The organism is Amycolatopsis saalfeldensis (assembly GCF_900110575.1).
GTDB classification, from domain to species: domain Bacteria; phylum Actinomycetota; class Actinomycetes; order Mycobacteriales; family Pseudonocardiaceae; genus Amycolatopsis; species Amycolatopsis saalfeldensis.
On the sequence record NZ_FOEF01000003.1, the window covers coordinates 348,530 to 364,608 of the forward strand.

Here is a 16,079-nt window from a genome sequence, read left to right on the forward strand (position 1 = left end):
TGCTGATCACGGTGCCGACCTCACCTTGCCGATCTGTTGTCATTATCAGGAGAATTGAACTATGGGCCCGGTGCAGACGCTGCACGAATTCGCGTTGAATCTTCTCAGCGACCCCCAGGCACTGGCGGAGTACAACGCCAACCCGCAGGCTGTGCTGAACGGCGCCGGTCTGGGGGACCTGAGCGCGGCGGACGTCCACGACATCATGCCGCTGGTCATGGACACCGCGCCGCTGCCCGCCGCCGGCTCGCCGGCCGCGTTCGCGACCGGTGACGTCACCGGCACGCTGGACCACGCCGCCGCGACATCGCCGCTCGCCGCGGCCGCGCCCCAGGCCGAGGACGCCGTCCACGCCGCCACCGCCGGTGTGCCGCCCCTCGACCTGAGCGGCGTTTTCGGCGCGGTCAGCGACATCGCCGACCAGACCGGCCTCAACACCGCCACGCACGGCGCCCTCGGCGACGTCTCCGGCATCGTGGACAGCGTCGCCGGCGCCACCAGCGGCGTGCCGCTGGTCGGCCCGCTGGTCGACGCCGGCGCCATCGACCTGCAGCACACCGTCAGCGCGGTGGGCGACCACCTCTTCGACGGCAAGCTGGTCGGCAGCGCGGTCGACGCCACCACCAACCACCTCGGCGACGCGCTGCTGTGGAAGGCCGCGGTCAGCACCGTCGGCGAGGTGCCCGGTGTCGGCGGCCCGCTGAGCGGAGTGGTCGAGGACGTCCGCGTCCAGGGCAGCGGCCTGCTCGGCGCGGTCAACGGCGCCATCGGCTCCACCCCGGTGGGCGTCAACGCCGAGAACATCCAGGCGCACGGCGACTTCGGTGCCGCCGGCGACCTGTCCGGCTCGCTGGACCACGCCGTCTCGGCGCTGCCGGTCGGGCTTCCGGCCCTGCCCGCGGTCCCGGCCCTGCCGGCGGTCCCGGGTGCCTCGGCTCCGGGCCTGCCCGCCGTTCCGGGTGTCCCGGCGCTGCCGGCCGTGCCCGCGGTCCCGGGCGTCCCGGCGCTGCCGGCCACGCCGGACGTCTCGTCCACCGTCGGCTCGGTCACCCACACCCTCGCCGGTGCCACCTCGCACCTGCCGGTCGCCGGCGACGCGGTGAACCACGCGCTGGCCGCGGCCGGCGAGCACACCGACACGGGCATCCGCAGCGACGCGGTGACCAGCGACCTCACCGGCGCCTCGCACTCCGGTGACCTGGTCAGCAACGTGGAGAACCACACGCACGACCTCGCGGGCGGCCTCGACCTGCACCACGGTGTCGAGGGTGTGCTGGGCGACCTGCACATCGGGCACTGAAACCAGGTCCTGAGCTCGGGTAACTGACTGCGGAGCGGGCCCGGGTCTTCCGATGGGGAGACTCGGGCCCGCTTTTGCGCGCTCGCGCCTCAGCCTTCCCCGACCGGACGCCAAAGCCCGCAGTGGTAAGCCTTTCCAGGGACGCGGGCCCGAACAACGAGGCCAGCTCCAGGCCGTGGGCCGCGACGAGCGGAAAGCCCGGTGGCATCGGGTATCCCTGGGTGCCGGGCGCCTCCCGGTCGGCGAATTGGCAGGCGTGCACCGGACGGCCGCGGACGGCGAGCGCCCGTGCGTCGGCGGCCACGTACAGCCGCAGCTCGTCGCGGTCGGTGCCGAACAGCACCGGCACGTGCGGGGTCCGGCCTTCGCGCATCGCGTCCACCGGTGACGCGGGCAGCACCGGGATGCCGTACGGCGCCGCGGTGAACACCTCGGTGTACCCGCCGTCCAGCCAGGCCTTCACGGGCACGCGGCGCAGGCAGGCCAGCACCGCGGAATCCGTTCCCTGGCAACAGAATTTGGCCGCCGCGTCCGCCCTCGGCTGCAGCGCAGCCGCCCGCGGCGACGTGAGCACCGCGCAGGTGGCCAGTGCGCCGGAGGACTCGCCGAACAGCGTCACGTTGCGCGGATCGCCGCCGCGTTGTCCCGGACCCAGCGCAGCGCAGCTGGTCCTGAGTGCCGAAGCCGGTCTCGGCGCCCAGCTGAGGCGCGGCGAAATTGCCGAGCGGGCCGAGCCGGTAGTTGACGTTCAGGTACAGGCAGTCCTCGTCGGTGCTCGGCACCCGACCGGGCTGCCCGGAGGCCTGCGGACACCGCGGCCCGGGCTTCCCGGCGTCGCGAACCCTCGCCCACGACCCGCCCGCGGCGGCGCCCACCGCAGACCGCCCACGGGCGACTGGGCGTGGGCACCCCCTGGAACCGGCGCACGGTGCCGTCGGCCGTGCCACGGACTGACCCGGCGGCAGTGCGGACGACCAGGTCGCCGGGTGCTGATCCGGCGGCTTGCGCGATCAGCCCGCCATCCGCACCGGCCGGCGCTGCGGCCGTCACACCTTCGCTCACCGCCAGGGCCGCCACCGTGCCGAGTGGCACCGGCCACCGTTTTCGCCTGAGCACGGCCGGCGTCCCGTCTTCGATGCCACGAACGGGTAGCCGCGCGGGCGCGGTGTGGCGTCATCAGAAAGGCGGACCGGCATCCCTGATCAGGGCGGACCGGCGCGGGATCAGCCGAGGCGGCCCTGCTGCGCGCGGAATTCGTCCAGCTCACGGCGTTCGCGTTTGGTCGGGCGGCCGGCGCCGCGTTCACGGCGGGCGACGGGGACCGAGGCTTCCGGCGGCGGGGCCGGGGTGCGGTCGATCAGGCAGGTGGCGGCGTCCGGGGCGCCGACGCGCTTCTGGATCACCCGCGCGACCTCGACGATCCGGGTCTGCTGCCCGTTGCGCAGCCGCACCTCGTCGCCGGCCACCACCGAGGTGGCGGGCTTGGCGGGCCGGTCGTTGACGCGGACGTGCCCGCCCCGGCACGCCGCGGCGGCGTCCGCGCGCGTCTTGGTCAGCCGCACCGCCCACAGCCACCGGTCCACTCGGGTCGATTCCACTCGTCCATGATGGCCCGGTTCCGCGCCCGGCGCGCTCCTGGGGCCGGGCCGGCCGTGCTCAGGCCGGGGTCCCGGCGGGGCCGGCGATGGTGAGGCCGGTGTGGTCGGCCGCGTCGAAGCGCACGAGGAACTGTTGCCCGACAAAGGGAAGCTCCAGCCGTGAGACGGTGTGGCGGGTCGTCGCGGTGAAGGCGGGGGTGCCGTCGGCCGGGGTGACCTCGAGGGTGAATTCGACCTTCGGGTTGTCGTTCGTGGTGATCCCGGTGTCGCGGAACGCGGTGACGGTCGCGGTGCCGGGCACCCCGGACCGCATCAGCCGCGCGCGCCGGCGCGAGCCGCGGACCGCGCCGCGCACGGCCAGCAGGACGAGGCCGGCGATGACCACGGCCTGGCCGCCGATCCACAGGCCGAGGTTCGCGTCGAAGCCGAAGTACATCAGCACGCCGCCGCCGGCGAGGAGCAGCAGGCTGATCAAGCCCATCTTCGACACCCGTCCCCACCCGGCCCGGTCCGCCGCCGGGGTTTCGCGCCCGATGATAGAGCGGCCGCGCGAGCCGCGGAACACCGTGGCAGCGCGGCGAAAATGAACTTTCAGGCCCGGGCCCGCCGCAGCCCGGCGATCCGGCGGGAGATCGGGTCGAACTCGCTGACCTTCAGCACGGCCAGCAGCCCGAACGAGACCCCGGCGCCGACCAGCCCCTCCAGTGGCAGCCGGACGACGGCCTGCCAGCTGGCGCCGAGGGAGGCGGGCACCACGAGCCCGGCCAGATAAGCCGCGCCGGCGCCGAGCGCGCTGACCGCGGTGGTGACCAGGATGACGCGCAGCGCGCGCCGGCTGCGCAGGTGGCCGAGCCGCACCCACAGCCAGACCTGCCCGACGACCGCGCCGATCACGTAGGTCGCGCCGTTGACCAGCATCGCGCCGAGCACGATGTGCTCGCGGTCGAGCAGGCCCTGGCAGAGGAACAGCATCGGGATCTTCACCGCGGTCATCACGATCATGATCAGGGTCGGTGTGCGGGCGTCCTTCATCGCGTAGAACACCCGCAGCTGCAACAGGACCATCGCGTACGGCAGCAGGCCGAGCGCGGAGATGGCCAGGGTCTGCCCGAGCCGGTCGGCGTCGGCGAGCGTGCCCTTGCCCCAGGTGAAGATCGCGATCCCGATCGGCGTGCCGATCACCGCGAGCACGGCGGTGCAGGGCAGCAGCAGCACGGTGGAAAGCCTTGCGGCGTAAGAAAGATCGCCCACCAGGCGCGGGGTGTCGCCGTCCGCGGCGGCCCGGCTCATCCGCGGCATGAACGCGGTCAGCAGCGAAACGCCGATGACCCCGTACGGAAGCTGGAAAAGCAGCCAGGCGTAGGTGTACGCGGTGACCCCGCCACCGGTGCCGCTCGTCAGGACGTTGGTGTTGACGACCAGCCCGATCTGGCTCACCCCGACGTAGCCCAGGATCCACGCGGCCAGCCCGCCGAACTCCTTCAGCCGCGGGTCGATGCCCCAGCGCCAGCGGAACCGGAAACCGCTGCGCAGCAACGGCGGGATGAGCACGACGGCCTGGCCCACGATGCCGAGCGTCACCCCGAGCCCGAGCACCAGCAGCTTCGGGTCGCCCATCCGGACCGGGCTCAGCGAGATCTCGCCGGGCACGAGGTAGAACACCCCGAGGGTGACGAGCACGACGAGGTTGTTGAGCACCGGCGCCCAGGCCGGCGGGCCGAAGACGTTCTTGGCGTTGAGGATCGCGGCGAACAGTGCGAACAGGCCGTAGAAGAAGATCTGCGGCAGCACCAGGTAGCCCAGCGCGGTGGTCAGTGCGGGGCTGGTGTCGGGGGAGGAGCTGTCCACGTAGAGCAGGGTGAACAGCGGGGCGGCCGCGACGGCGCAGGCCGTGCCCAGCGCGAGCAGCACCAGCGCCATGGTGATCAGCCGTTGCGCGTACGCCTCGCCGCCGTCGGCGTCGTCGTGCGAGCGGACCAGCAACGGGATGACCACACTGGACAGCACCCCGCCCAGCAGCAGCTCGAACACCATGTTCGGCAGGGTGTTGGCGATGTTGAACGAGTCGTTGACCACCCCGGTGCCGATGATCAGCGCCAGCGCGATCTTCCAGCCGAACCCGGTGATCCGGCTGACCAGCGCCGCGACGGCCAGCCGGCTGCTCGACTGGGCCACCGAAGCGGACGGCCCGATCGGCGACGGCGGCGCCTGCGGGACCGCGACCTGCACCGCGATCTCCGTGTAGGAGCGGGGCACGTCGAGGTCGCGGGTCGGCCAGTGCGCGCCGCCGGGCAGGCTGAGCTCGGACGCGTCGAAGGCGATGAACGCCGTCGCCTCCTCGGGGCGGGGCGGGGTCCGATCGTCTTGCTGCATGAGACGACCCTGCCAGCGGGCGTGACGGCTGTCGACGCCGACCGGCCGGGGTCGCCTGTGTGCTTGCCCGCTCCGGCGTCCGGGGATGCGCCCGCTTCAGGGCATTCGTGCCCAGAAGTCCAGGCTGTGCTCCGTGACGTAGTCGACGCCGCCGATCCGCCCGGGCGCCAGCGAGTGGACGTGCCCGGCGCCGGGCCAGTCCGGCAGGCCCGGCACCGCCGGGTCGCCGTGGCGGGCGAAGGCCGTCCAGTACCGGTTCATCCGCTCGGCGAGTTCCTGTTGCGCCGCCGGCAACACCGGGCCGCCGGGGAGGTCGAACTGGTACGCCAACTCGCTGCCGTGCTGGGCGCCGGAGGGAAAGCCGGGGAACAGCACCGGGGCTTCCTCGTCGGCGAACTCGTACAGCCAGGTTTCGGTGTGCGCGGCGAGCAGGCGGGCCAGCTCCCAGAACGGCCGGGCCCAGGCGCGGTCGGTGCTGACCCGTGCCCAGGCGACGCTCGGGGTGGCGAAACTGCCGAGTGCGTAACGCGCGGCGACCTCGTCCGCGGCGTCGCCGAACGCTTCGGCCACCAGCTGCGGGTAGCTCTCCGCGGTCACGGGATTACCCGCCAGCCCGGCGAAGAAGCGCGCCTCGTCGCGGGTGGTGCCCAGCAGCAGCGGCATCCGCTGGAACCGGCCGGCGGCCAGCGCGTCCGCGGGCGACTCGGGCAGCACGCCGCCGCCGAACGCGGGCCGGATGAACGCGCCCGACACCGGGAGCAGATCCGCCACCGGAACCCGGCGGAGCTGCGCCAGCGCCGCCCCGGGGTCGCTGCCCGGCTCGACCCAGCCTTGCTCGATCGCGACCGCGGCGCCGAGCCGCTCCAGCTCCGCCACCGGCGACCACATCGGCGGGAGCGCCGGGAGGCCGGGCATGAACAGGTGCGCGGGCGTCGGGCCCAGCATCCCGAACACGCTCTGCAGGACCGCGCGGTGGAACAGCCCGGCCGACCCGGGCGCGGTGAGGTGCGCCGCGACGGTGAGCGCCCCGTGGGACTCGCCGACCAGCGTCACGTTCGCCGGGTCGCCGCCGAACCGCGGGATCTCCCGCTGCACCCAGCGCAGGGCGGCCTGCTGGTCCTGCAGGCCGAAAGTGCCGCTCCCGTCGAGGCCGGGGTGCCCGAACCAGCCGAGCGCGCCGAGCCGGAAGTTCGGGGCCACCACCACGACGTCGCCGGTGACGGCGAGCCGCCGGGGGTCGTAGCCGGCCGCGGTCCCGTTGGTCCCGCCGCCGCCGTGCAGCCAGACCAGCACCGGGCGCCCGGTGCGCGGGGCCGCGGGCACGGTGACGTTCAGCGTCAGGCAGTCCTCGTCGACCGAGGCGGCGGCGTCGAACGCCTGCGCCGTTTGCGGTGCGGGCGGGCCGGGGCGGGTCGCGTCGCGGACTCCGGACCAGGGCTCGACCGGCGCGGGCGCGCGCCACCGCCGTTCGCCGACGGGCGCCGCGGCGTACGGGATGCCCTGGAAGGAGTGGTGGTCCTCGCGCCGGAGGCCGCGGATGGTGCCCTCGGCCAGCCGGACGGTCACGGGCTCGGTCATCGGGTGCGCTTCCTCGTTGGCAATACAATCATATTGCTACCTTAGCCGCACTGGCTCAGTGCTGTCGCGGGGATTGCCGGCGGCGGGTGGTGAACACCGTGCCGATGGCCCGGTCCAGCACCTCGCGGGCCGGGAACGCGCCCGCGCCCGAGAGCGCGACCTGGTCGGCCAGGCCCTGGGTGGCGGCGAGGATCAGGCGGGCGGCGAGCGAGGCGTCGACGGCGGGCTCGACTTCGCCGCCCTCCTTGCCGCTCTCGATCACCGACACGACGTACTCGAGCAACCCGGCACCGGAGCGCCGGGCGACGGCGGCGAGGCCGGGATCGTGCTGCGCTTGGGCCTGTAACCCTTGCCGCACGCGGTATTCGAGGTCCCGTTCCGCGTCGAGGGGCAGCAGTTCGACGAGGGTGTCGAGCAGGACCTCCGCGACCGGGCTCCCGGCGGCCTCGCTGTTGCGGACGCGGACCCGCACCCGCTCGCTCATCCGGGCCACGGCGTCCTCGTAGGCGAAGCGCAGCAGGGCGTCCTTGCCCGCGAAGTAGTGCTGGATGAGCCCGACCGACACCCCGGCCTCGCCGGCCACCCGGGAGAACGACACCCCGCCGAAACCTTCGGCGGCCAGCAGCCGCTGGAACGCCCGCGCGATCTGCGCCCGCCGCTGGTCGTGATCGACTACTCGTGGCATGCCGGATACAATACAGGCGTATGGGATCGGAAGGGCCCGGCGGTCCGAGGGGAGCCGACGTTTGGGATACCATCCGTCCGTGGCTGAAGTGATTCTGGCGAATGTCCGCCCCTGGGGCGGCGAGGCTCGCGACGTGGTGATCCGGGACGGGGTGATCGCCGAGGTCGTCCCGGCGGGCACCGCGCACCGAGCGCAGGGAGCCCGGATCGACGGCGGTGGCCGGCTCGCGCTGCCGGGATTCGTCAACGCGCACGCCCACGTGGACAAGAGCTGGTGGGGCCAGGACTGGGTTTCCTACGGCGGCGAGCCGACCACCCAGGGCCGGATCGCGCACGAGCGGGCGGAGCGGGACCGGCACGGCATCCCCGGCGTCGACGGGGTGGTGGCGGTGCTGCGGGAGTTCCTGCGCCACGGCACCACGGCCACCCGGTCCCATGTGGACGTCGACCTCGGCGTCGGGCTCACGGGCATCGAGGCGGTCGCCGAGGCGGCCGCGGTCCTCGGCGGCGCGGTCGAGGTGGAGGTCGTCGCCTTCCCGCAGGACGGGGTGCAGCGCCGGCCCGGGGTGCTCGACCTGCTGGACCGGGCGGCCGCCGCCGGCGCGGCCAGTATCGGCGGGCTCGACCCGGCCTCGATCGACCGTGATCCGGTGGCCCAGCTGGACGGGCTGTTCCGGATCGCCGAACGGCGCGGCGTCGGCCTCGACATCCACCTGCACGACGGCGGCGAGCTGGGCGCGTTCCAGTACGAGCTGATCATCGACCGCACGGTCCGGACCGGGCTGCAGGGCCGGGTCACGGTCTCGCACGGCTTCGCGCTGGGCGAGCTGCCGGAGCCGCGCCAGTCGGCGTTGCTCGACCGGCTGGCCGAAGCCGGCATCTCGTGGGCGACGGTCGCGCCCGTCCGCACCGCCCCGCTGCCGTGGCGCGGCATGGCCGAGCGCGGCATCCCGATCGGGCTGGGCACCGACGGCATCCGCGACCTGTGGTCCCCGTTCGGCGACGGCGACCTGCTCCGCATCGCCCTCGGTTTCGCCCGGCTCCACGGCCTGCGCACCGACGAAGACCTCACCTACGCGGTCGAGCTCGCCACCGGCCGCGCCGCCGGGTTCGTCCACCGCGCCCGGCACGGCATCGAGCCCGGCGCCCGCGCCGACGTGGTGCTGCTCGACGCGCAGAACGTGCCGGACGCCCTGGTGCGGGTCCCGCGCCGGGCCCTGGTGCTGGCCGGCGGCGAGGTCGTCGCGCGCGACGGGGAACTCACGCTCTGAAGGCTCAGAGCCCGAGCAGCCCGGGCTCGGCGGCGTGGGCCCGCCAGTGCTCCTGGGGCCGCGGCACCAGGCGCCGCCCGGTGAGGTCGAGCAGCCCGCACACGCTGGTCACCTCGGCGACCAGCAGGCCGTCCGCGCGGTGCAGCTGCTGGCGGATGCTCGACGTCTTCCCGTCGCCCCACTCGTAAGCGGACGTGATCGTGACCGAGTCGAGGGCGCGCAGCTCCCCGAGGTGCCGGATCGTGGTCGTGAGGTTGACCGGGCCGACGCCGTGCTCGCGCAGCGCGGCGAGGTCGACGCCCGCCGCGACGAGGCCGGCCCACCGGGCGTGGTCGGCGTAGGCCAGGTAGGCGGGGCCGCGCACGTGGCCGTTGGGGTCGAGGTCGTCGGCTCGGACGGCGAGGGTGAGGGGGTCCATGCCCGTCGATGATCGGCCGTTCAGCGCGCCGCCGTCTGGTCGGTTTCGGCCACGCCTTCGTGACGCGCGTAACTGGCCACGAGCCGGGCGGGCGAGGAGCCGGACAGGCGCCGGCATTCGTGGCCCAGATGCGACTGGTCGGCGAAACCCAGCTCCGCGGCGATCGCCGACAGCGTGGTGCGACCGGCGGCGAGGTCGTCGAGGCGCCGGAGGAAACGGTGGAAACGCAGTACCCGGTGCAGTTCCTTCGGTCCGTAGCCGACCGCGTCGCGGACCCGGCGCCGTAACGTCCGGTCGCTGACGCCGAGCCGGCCGGCCGCCGCGTCGACCCTTATGTCCGAAGTGGACAGTGTGCGCACGGCCGCCGCCATCGCGGGGTCCGGCTCGAAACCGTTGCGCAGCCGCCGTTCGACGAACTCGGTGAGCACAACGCGTTGCGCGGCCGGCGTTTCCGCCGCGGACAGCCGGTCGACGAGCCGGGTCCGAACCAGGTCGTGCAGGTCCACCACGGGGTCCGCGGCGAACCCCGGGCCGAGCAGCCCGCCCGCCACGCCGCAGCGCAGCCGGACGCCGACCGCCGTGCCGGAGCCGGACAGCGGGATCCGCACCGGCCCGGCCGCGCCGACCACCACCAGCCGGCGTCCGTTCCAGGCCAGGTCCGCGCACCCGTCCGGCAGCACCCGCAGGGACCGGGCCCAGCCGGGCACGCCCTCCCACGAGCACTGGACCACCGGGGCCAGCCCGGCCGGCGGCGGCAGCTCGCGGTAGCGCGACACCCGCCGCCCGGCGCCGTCGGCCGCGGAGAACCGGAGTGGGGCCACCATGACGGCCATTGTCCCCGATCCGGCCTCGCGGCGAGAGTTGTAGCCTGGGCCGAAACACCGGGGGGAACCGTGACGACACTCGAAAACCGGCCGAACACCGCGCTGCTCGTCATCGACGTCCAGGTGGGCGTGGTGGCCGAGGCGTACGAGCGGGACAAGGTCGTCGCGAACATCGCCGGGCTGGTCGAGCGGGCGCGGGAGGACGGCGTGCCCGTCGTGTGGGTGCGGCACTCCGCCGAGCACCTCGTCCCCGGCAGCGAAGACTGGCAGATCGTCCCCGAACTGGAGCCGCGCGACGCGGAGCCGGTCGTCGGGAAGCAGTACGGCGACGCCTTCGAGGACACCACGCTCGAGACCGTGCTGGCGGGCCTCGGCGCCGGGAAGCTGATCGTCACCGGCGCGGAGACCGACGCGTGCGTCCGCTCGACCCTGCACGGCGCCTTCACCCGCGGCTACGACGCGCAGCTGGTTTCCGACGCCCACACGACCAACGACGGCACCTCCTGGGGCGCGCCGTCACCGGAACTGGTCATCGCGCACACGAACCTGTACTGGACGTACCAGTCCGCGCCCGGGCGGACCGCCGGGACCGCCGCGGCCGCGGACGTGCGGTTCCGCGCCCAGGACTCGTGAGTGCCGACAACGGTTCCCACCGTCAGGAACACTCACGAGCCTTGACCGGCTCAGGCGCGGACCGCGCGGTACTCCTCCACCCGGGCCATCACCGCGGCGTCCACCTTGCTGGGGTGGCCCGCGTCGAACGGCGGCTCGGGGTCGTACTCGATCAGGGTCTGCGCGGCCTTCGCGGCGGTGGTGTCCACGAGCAGCTCGGCCAGCCGCAGGGCCATGTCGATGCCGGAGGAGACGCCCGCGGCGATGACCAGCCGCTGGTCCAGGTGTTCGATCACGCGCCGGTGCACGGGTTTCGCGCCCAGCTCGGCCAGCTTGTCCACGGCGCCCCAGTGCGTGGTCGCCGCCAGCCCGTTCAGCAGGCCCGCGGCGGCGAGCACCAGGGAGCCGGTGCAGACGGACGTGGTGAAGCGGGTGCCGGGGTAGGTCGCGCGGACCCAGTCGACGAGCGGGCCGCCGTCGAGCAGCGACCGGGTGCCGATGCCGCCGGGCACCACGACCACGTCGGGTGAGGGCACCTCGTCGTAGGCGGCGTCGACGGTGAGCCCGAGGAAGCCGTTCTCCGTGCGGACCTCACCGCGGCGCTCGCCGACGAACACCAGGTCCAGCGCCGGGATCCGCTGCAGCACCTCGTACGGGCCGATGGCGTCGAGCGCGGTCATCCGGGGGAAGGCGGCGATCGCTACCTGCATGGGAAAGTCCTTTCTCAGGACGGTCCGGCGGCGAAGTGCCGCCGGTAGTGGGCGGGTGGCACGCCGAGGCGTCGCAGGAACGCCCGGCGCATGGTCTCGGCGGTGCCGAAGCCGGTGCGGGCGGCGACCGCGGTCACCGGCGCGGGCCCGGACTCCAGGAGCCGGCGGGCGGCGTCGACCCGCACCTGCTCCACGTAGTCGCCGGGCGGGTAGCCGAGCGCGCGGGTGAACTCACGGCTGAAGTGCCGCTCGCTCATGCCCGCGTGCGCGGCGAGCGCGGGCACCCGCAGGTCGGCCTCCGGGCGGCCGTGGATCAGGTCCTGCGCCTCGCGGATGCCGGGCTTGCGCGCCGGCTCCGTCCACATCGGACCCGCGTACTGGCTCTGCCCGCCCGGCCGGCGCAGGAACACCACCAGCTCGCGCGCGACGTGCTGCGCGAGGTCCACGCCGTGGTCGGCTTCGACGAGCGCCAGCGCGAGGTCGATGCCCGCGGTGACGCCCGCGGACGTCCAGATCCGGCCGTCTCGCACGAAGATCGGGTCGGCCTGCACGTCTATTCGCGCGTACGTGCTCGCCAGCTGCCCGGCGTACTGCCAGTGGGTGGCGGCGGCGTGGCCGTCGAGCACCCCGGCGGCGGCGAGCGGGAACGCGCCGGTGCACACCGAGACGACCCGCGCGGACCGGCCGGCCGCGTTCCGCAGCCAGCCGACCAGCTCGTCGGCCGGGGTCAGGGCCCTCGCCCCGGCCCCGCCGGGCACGAGCAGGGTGCCGATCTCGCCGGACGAGGGGAGCGGGCCGTCCGGGACGAGCTTCAGCCCGCCGTCCGTGGTCACCGGCTCCGGGGTGGCGGCGACCAGGCGCACGGCGTAGCCCGGGGCGTCGCCGAGCCGCTTGGTGGCGTGCGCCAGCACCTCGAACGGCCCGGTGACGTCGAGCACCTGCACACCGTCGAAGACGGGGATCAGGACCAGGTGTTCTCGCACCCCACCAGCCTCGCACCGGGCGAGGGTGTCAGCAATGACGGGTATCCCACTGATCCGGCCATGGGCGTGTCCCCTGCGGGCCGCCCGGGGCGGGGCCGTACCGTCGGGTGGGTCCCGAGGAGGTGCTGGTGGTTCGGATTTCGGACCGGGCGTGGCCGTCGACGGTGGTGCCGAGCGACGAGCACGAGCGCGCCCAGGCCACCGGCGTGCTGTTCCGGCGCATGGGCTGGGTGACCGAGCGGCTCACCCGCGACGAGCGCGAGGACGTCGATCGCCAGCTGGACTTCTGGTACGGCAACGGTTACTGCCCGGACGCGCTGCTGGTGGCGCTGGGCGCCCTGCCGGACGGCACCCGGCAGCGGCCGCGCGGGGCGGGCGAGCGGCCGGGGGACTTCCTGCGCTCACGGCTGAACGGCTGGTTCAGCGACGAGGCCCAGGCGTCGATGACCGACGTGCTGGAGCCGCCCCGGCAGGGCCAGACCTTCGAAGCCTGGTTCGCCGCCAGCCGTCGCCGGGCGCTCGAGGAGGGCAGCTACCGGCGCCGCCCGCAGCTGTCCGAGTCCGGCGCCAAGGCCCGCGAGGAGGCGCGCGAGTTCGCCGCGTCGCGCCGGCGCGACCCGATCGCCCGGCTGCGCGAGAGCGAGCGACGTCGGGCGGAAGCGTTGGAGAGCCTCAAAGTCCCGGGGGTGGAGCCCGCGCGCGACGCCGTGGTCCCGCTCGCGCCGCCCGAGGTGCGGTCCACGCCGCGGATGGTCGCCAGCTTCGCCGGTCGTCAGTCGGTCGCCGCCCGCTCGCCCCAGGTCGTGCGGATCGTGGAACGGCTGCGCGCCGAGAAGCGCGGGCCGTCGAAGGCCGAGCTGGCCGTGCTCCGCAACGCGGTGCGAGACGCCCACCACAACGCCGGCATCGGCACGCTGGAGGCGGCGAGCGCCGAGGTGAGCGACGAGGCCGGCGTGCTCACGCCCGAGGGCGTCCGCATCCTGGCGTTCCTCGACCAGGCCGGCGCCTCCCAGCTACCGCTCGACGCGATGGTCGCGGTCCTCACCCTGGCCGTCGACTCGCCGTTCCCGCCCCAGGACTGAGACAGGGCCGCCGCAGCCACGGATCGGCAGACCATGGTTACGCCCAACGGATCCCGCCAGGCTTGGGGGAGACCGAACGGGAAGGACCACGAACATGAAGCAGACCCCGAACACCGTCTTCCTGACCGGGGCGACGTCGGGCATCGGGCTCGGGCTGGCGCTGCGGCTGCACGAGCTCGGCGACAAAGTGATCATCAGCGGGCGCCGCGAGGACCGGCTCGACCGGATCGCCGCCGAGCACCCGGGGATCGAGACCGTGCCGCTCGACGTCGCCGACCCCGCGCGGATCGCCGAGGTGGCCGACGAGGTCACCCGCGCCCACCCGGAGCTGAACGTGGTGGCCACCGTCGCCGGGATCATGCACCCGGAGCGTCTGCTGGACCCCGCGCACCTGGCCACCGCCGAGGCGACGGTGACCACCAACCTGCTCGGCACGATCCGGGTGCTGTCGGCGTTCCTGCCGTTCCTCGCGGAGCAGCCGGAGGCCGCGGTGATCACCGTCAGCTCGGGGCTGGCTTTCGTGCCGCTGCCGCTGACGCCGACCTACGCCGCCACGAAGGCCGCGATCCACTCGTACACCGAGTCGCTGCGCGTCCAGCTGGCGGACACGCCGGTGCGGGTCTTCGAGCTGGTGCCGCCCGCCGTGCAGACCGCGCTGATGAACCAGGAGGACGACGAGAACGCGATGCCGCTCGAGCCGTTCCTCAGCGAGGCGATGGCGCTGCTCGCCGCCCAGGCCGAGGGCGAGCTCCTGGTCGAGACGGTGAAGCCGCTGCGTTACGCGGAACGCGACGGGTCGTACCCGCAGGTTCTGGCCCAGCTGAGCCACTTCTGAGCCGAGGCCCTTCCGCGCCCCGGCGTTCGCTGCGTGGAACCAGGGCTGGGAGCAGACGCCTCAGCCGAGGGTGGTGGCGGGGCAGGGCTGGAGCTAGCAAGGCGACATGGGGGCGCATCGGGCCGGGGCCGCGTCGGTCAGCGGTGTGGGTGTAGTGCTGCCGGTACCGCGCGCAGGTTCGGCATCGGTCAGCGGGCCGCGTTGGTCAGCGGCGTGGGTGTAGTGCTGCCGGTACCGCGCGCAGGTTCGGCGTCGGTCAGCGGTGTGGGTGTAGTGCTGCCGGTACCGCGCGCAGGTTCGGCATCGGTCAGCGGGCCGCGTTGGTCAGCGGCGTGGGTGTAGTGCTGCCGGTACCGCGCCCAGGTTCGGCAGCGGACAGCGGGCCGCGTCGGTCAGCGGCGTGGGTGTAGTGCTGCCAGTACCGCGCCCAGGCTCGGCAGCCAGCGCTGCCGCGGGTCGGGGGCGGTGAGCCACTCCACGGCCACCCCGGTGGCGCGCGGGCCGATCGGCAGGGGGACCAGCGCGCCGCAGTCGAGCAGGTCCACGTCCTTCGGCAGGGTGCCGCGCGGGGGGACCAGGCCGTCGGTCTCGGCGAGCAGCGCGGCGCGGGCGCCGTGCTGGGTGGGCAGGGTCAGCGCCGGGCCCTGGCAGCCCGTCGCGGCCAGCCGCTGCAGCACCGGGGTCGCGGTGAGCTTGGGCAGGGTCACCGCGCAGAGCCCGTTGTCCAGCACCAGGAACAGCCCCTGCCCGCGCCACTGGACCGACCAGCCGAACAGCCGTCCGTAATACGCGTCGAAACGCTCGGACTCCGGCCGCGTCGCGCCGGTCGGCTGAAGCTGCTGGTCGAGGGTCATCGTCGACGCCTTCCACTCGGTGGGGAGGGCTCGGGCGTGCCGCGGCCCGCAACCCGTCGTCCAGTCTAACGGCACTCAGTGCCACTAGCAAGACGGCTGCTACCGTTCCGGACCATGACGGAATCGCCGCGCCGCTCGCCGGCCACGCGGGTCGGGGCCACCGCCGCCGGTCGCCGGGAGCTGCGCCGGGCGCTGGCTGCGGCCGCGATCGACCTGTTCGTGGCCCAGGGCTACGAGGCGACCACTGTCGACGAGATCGCCGCCGCGGCCGGCGTCGGGCGACGCACATTCTTCCGCTACTTCGACGCCAAGGACGACGTGATCTTCGCCAACCACGACGAGATCGTGGCGGAGATGGAGCGGGTGTTCGACACCGCCGGCCCGGGCGGCGACCCGGTCGAGGTGGCCTGCGCGACGGTCGGCCTCGTGCTCGACTACTACGCCGCGGACCTCGATGTCTCGGTCAAGCGGTTCGCGCTCACCCGCACCGTGCCTTCCTTGCGGGACAAGGAGGTCGCGACCGTGGACCGGTACCAGCGCGTGCTCGCGCGCTACCTCCGGCGGCGGTTCGCCGAGCAGGGCGACGACTCCTCGGAGCTGCGCGCGGCCGTCGCCGCCGCGGCGATCGCGGCGGCCAACAACCACGTGCTCCGCAGCTGGCTGCGCAGCGGCGGGAAGGACGACATCGCGGCCAGCGCCGCGCACGCGTTCGGGCTCGTCGCCGACGCCTTCCGCGGTCCCGAAGCCCCGGGGCCGGGCCGCCAAGCCGACGGGACCGCCGCCGAGACCACCGTGGTCGCCGTGATGAGCACCGCGACGCCGCTGCACGAGGTCGTCGCCCGGGTGGGCGCGGCCCTGCGCAGCGCCGGTGCCGATCCGGGACAAGTGCACTCAGTGCCGTAAGGCCCGGGCGCGCGGGTACCGGAAACGACAAAACGACGAAAGCGCCGCCGGTCC

The 16,079-nt window shown here is 74.1% G+C and carries 17 protein-coding genes; 6 read left to right on the forward strand and 11 right to left on the reverse strand.

Annotated features, from left to right (window positions below; all coding sequences use genetic code 11):
* Positions 1-61 precede the first annotated feature (61 nt).
* Entirely contained in the window at positions 62-1,300 is a 1,239-nt protein-coding gene (locus BMY97_RS09265) for an IniB N-terminal domain-containing protein (protein ID WP_091615440.1), read from the forward strand.
* Here the strand turns inward: BMY97_RS09265 and BMY97_RS49545 are convergent.
* The 6 genes from BMY97_RS49545 to BMY97_RS09290 form a co-directional block, all read right to left on the reverse strand.
* Positions 1,203-1,919: a carboxylesterase/lipase family protein gene (locus tag BMY97_RS49545; RefSeq protein WP_177231248.1), complete on the reverse strand. Its 717-nt coding sequence runs from the start codon at positions 1,917-1,919 to the stop codon at positions 1,203-1,205. The genes BMY97_RS09265 and BMY97_RS49545 overlap by 98 nt on opposite strands.
* Positions 1,920-2,523: 604 nt before the next feature.
* The gene (locus BMY97_RS09270) at positions 2,524-2,898 is read right to left on the reverse strand and encodes an RNA-binding S4 domain-containing protein (RefSeq protein WP_177231249.1); all 375 of its coding nucleotides are present in this window, start codon (positions 2,896-2,898) and stop codon (positions 2,524-2,526) included.
* Between the two features lie 58 nt (positions 2,899-2,956).
* The gene (locus tag BMY97_RS09275; protein ID WP_143086165.1) at positions 2,957-3,379 is read right to left on the reverse strand and encodes a hypothetical protein; all 423 of its coding nucleotides are present in this window, start codon (positions 3,377-3,379) and stop codon (positions 2,957-2,959) included.
* A gap of 110 nt (positions 3,380-3,489) precedes the next feature.
* The gene (gene murJ / locus BMY97_RS09280) at positions 3,490-5,271 is read right to left on the reverse strand and encodes a murein biosynthesis integral membrane protein MurJ (RefSeq protein ID WP_091615448.1); all 1,782 of its coding nucleotides are present in this window, start codon (positions 5,269-5,271) and stop codon (positions 3,490-3,492) included.
* A 96-nt stretch (positions 5,272-5,367) separates the two neighbouring features.
* The gene (locus BMY97_RS09285) at positions 5,368-6,849 is read right to left on the reverse strand and encodes a carboxylesterase/lipase family protein (protein ID WP_091615451.1); all 1,482 of its coding nucleotides are present in this window, start codon (positions 6,847-6,849) and stop codon (positions 5,368-5,370) included.
* Positions 6,850-6,904: 55 nt separating this feature from the next.
* A complete protein-coding gene (locus BMY97_RS09290; protein ID WP_091615454.1) occupies positions 6,905-7,534 on the reverse strand; it encodes a TetR/AcrR family transcriptional regulator in 630 nt (209 codons plus the stop codon).
* Between the two features lie 79 nt (positions 7,535-7,613).
* On the opposite strand from BMY97_RS09290, the gene BMY97_RS09295 reads away from it, so the two are divergent.
* Positions 7,614-8,804, forward strand: coding sequence for an amidohydrolase (locus BMY97_RS09295; RefSeq protein WP_091615458.1), 1,191 nt, complete (start codon positions 7,614-7,616; stop codon positions 8,802-8,804).
* Between the two features lie 4 nt (positions 8,805-8,808).
* Here BMY97_RS09295 and BMY97_RS09300 read toward each other — a convergent pair whose 3' ends face one another.
* A complete protein-coding gene (locus BMY97_RS09300) occupies positions 8,809-9,222 on the reverse strand; it encodes a thioesterase family protein (protein ID WP_091615460.1) in 414 nt (137 codons plus the stop codon).
* Between the two features lie 20 nt (positions 9,223-9,242).
* The gene (locus BMY97_RS09305; RefSeq protein ID WP_091616250.1) at positions 9,243-10,046 is read right to left on the reverse strand and encodes a helix-turn-helix domain-containing protein; all 804 of its coding nucleotides are present in this window, start codon (positions 10,044-10,046) and stop codon (positions 9,243-9,245) included.
* A 69-nt stretch (positions 10,047-10,115) separates the two neighbouring features.
* Between BMY97_RS09305 and BMY97_RS09310 the strand changes: the two genes are divergently transcribed.
* Entirely contained in the window at positions 10,116-10,679 is a 564-nt protein-coding gene (locus BMY97_RS09310; protein WP_091615463.1) for a cysteine hydrolase family protein, read from the forward strand.
* A gap of 50 nt (positions 10,680-10,729) precedes the next feature.
* Here the strand turns inward: BMY97_RS09310 and BMY97_RS09315 are convergent, their stop codons facing one another.
* Positions 10,730-11,368, reverse strand: a complete 639-nt coding sequence (locus BMY97_RS09315) for a DJ-1/PfpI family protein (RefSeq protein WP_091615466.1) — start codon at positions 11,366-11,368, stop codon at positions 10,730-10,732.
* A gap of 14 nt (positions 11,369-11,382) precedes the next feature.
* Positions 11,383-12,351: a GlxA family transcriptional regulator gene (locus tag BMY97_RS09320; protein WP_091615468.1), complete on the reverse strand. Its 969-nt coding sequence runs from the start codon at positions 12,349-12,351 to the stop codon at positions 11,383-11,385.
* Between the two features lie 128 nt (positions 12,352-12,479).
* Between BMY97_RS09320 and BMY97_RS09325 the strand changes: the two genes are divergently transcribed.
* Together BMY97_RS09325 and BMY97_RS09330 are read left to right on the forward strand one after the other, a co-directional pair.
* Positions 12,480-13,433 carry a hypothetical protein gene (locus BMY97_RS09325; RefSeq protein WP_245787235.1) on the forward strand — a complete coding sequence of 318 codons (954 nt, stop codon included), beginning with the start codon at positions 12,480-12,482 and terminating at the stop codon, positions 13,431-13,433.
* Positions 13,434-13,527: 94 nt separating this feature from the next.
* Entirely contained in the window at positions 13,528-14,268 is a 741-nt protein-coding gene (locus BMY97_RS09330; RefSeq protein ID WP_091615470.1) for an SDR family oxidoreductase, read from the forward strand.
* Positions 14,269-14,660: 392 nt separating this feature from the next.
* Here BMY97_RS09330 and BMY97_RS09335 read toward each other — a convergent pair whose 3' ends face one another.
* A complete protein-coding gene (locus tag BMY97_RS09335) occupies positions 14,661-15,122 on the reverse strand; it encodes a hypothetical protein (protein WP_091615473.1) in 462 nt (153 codons plus the stop codon).
* A 114-nt stretch (positions 15,123-15,236) separates the two neighbouring features.
* Between BMY97_RS09335 and BMY97_RS09340 the strand changes: the two genes are divergently transcribed.
* Positions 15,237-16,025 carry a TetR family transcriptional regulator gene (locus tag BMY97_RS09340; protein WP_091615476.1) on the forward strand — a complete coding sequence of 263 codons (789 nt, stop codon included), beginning with the start codon at positions 15,237-15,239 and terminating at the stop codon, positions 16,023-16,025.
* The last annotated feature ends 54 nt before the right edge of the window (positions 16,026-16,079 follow it).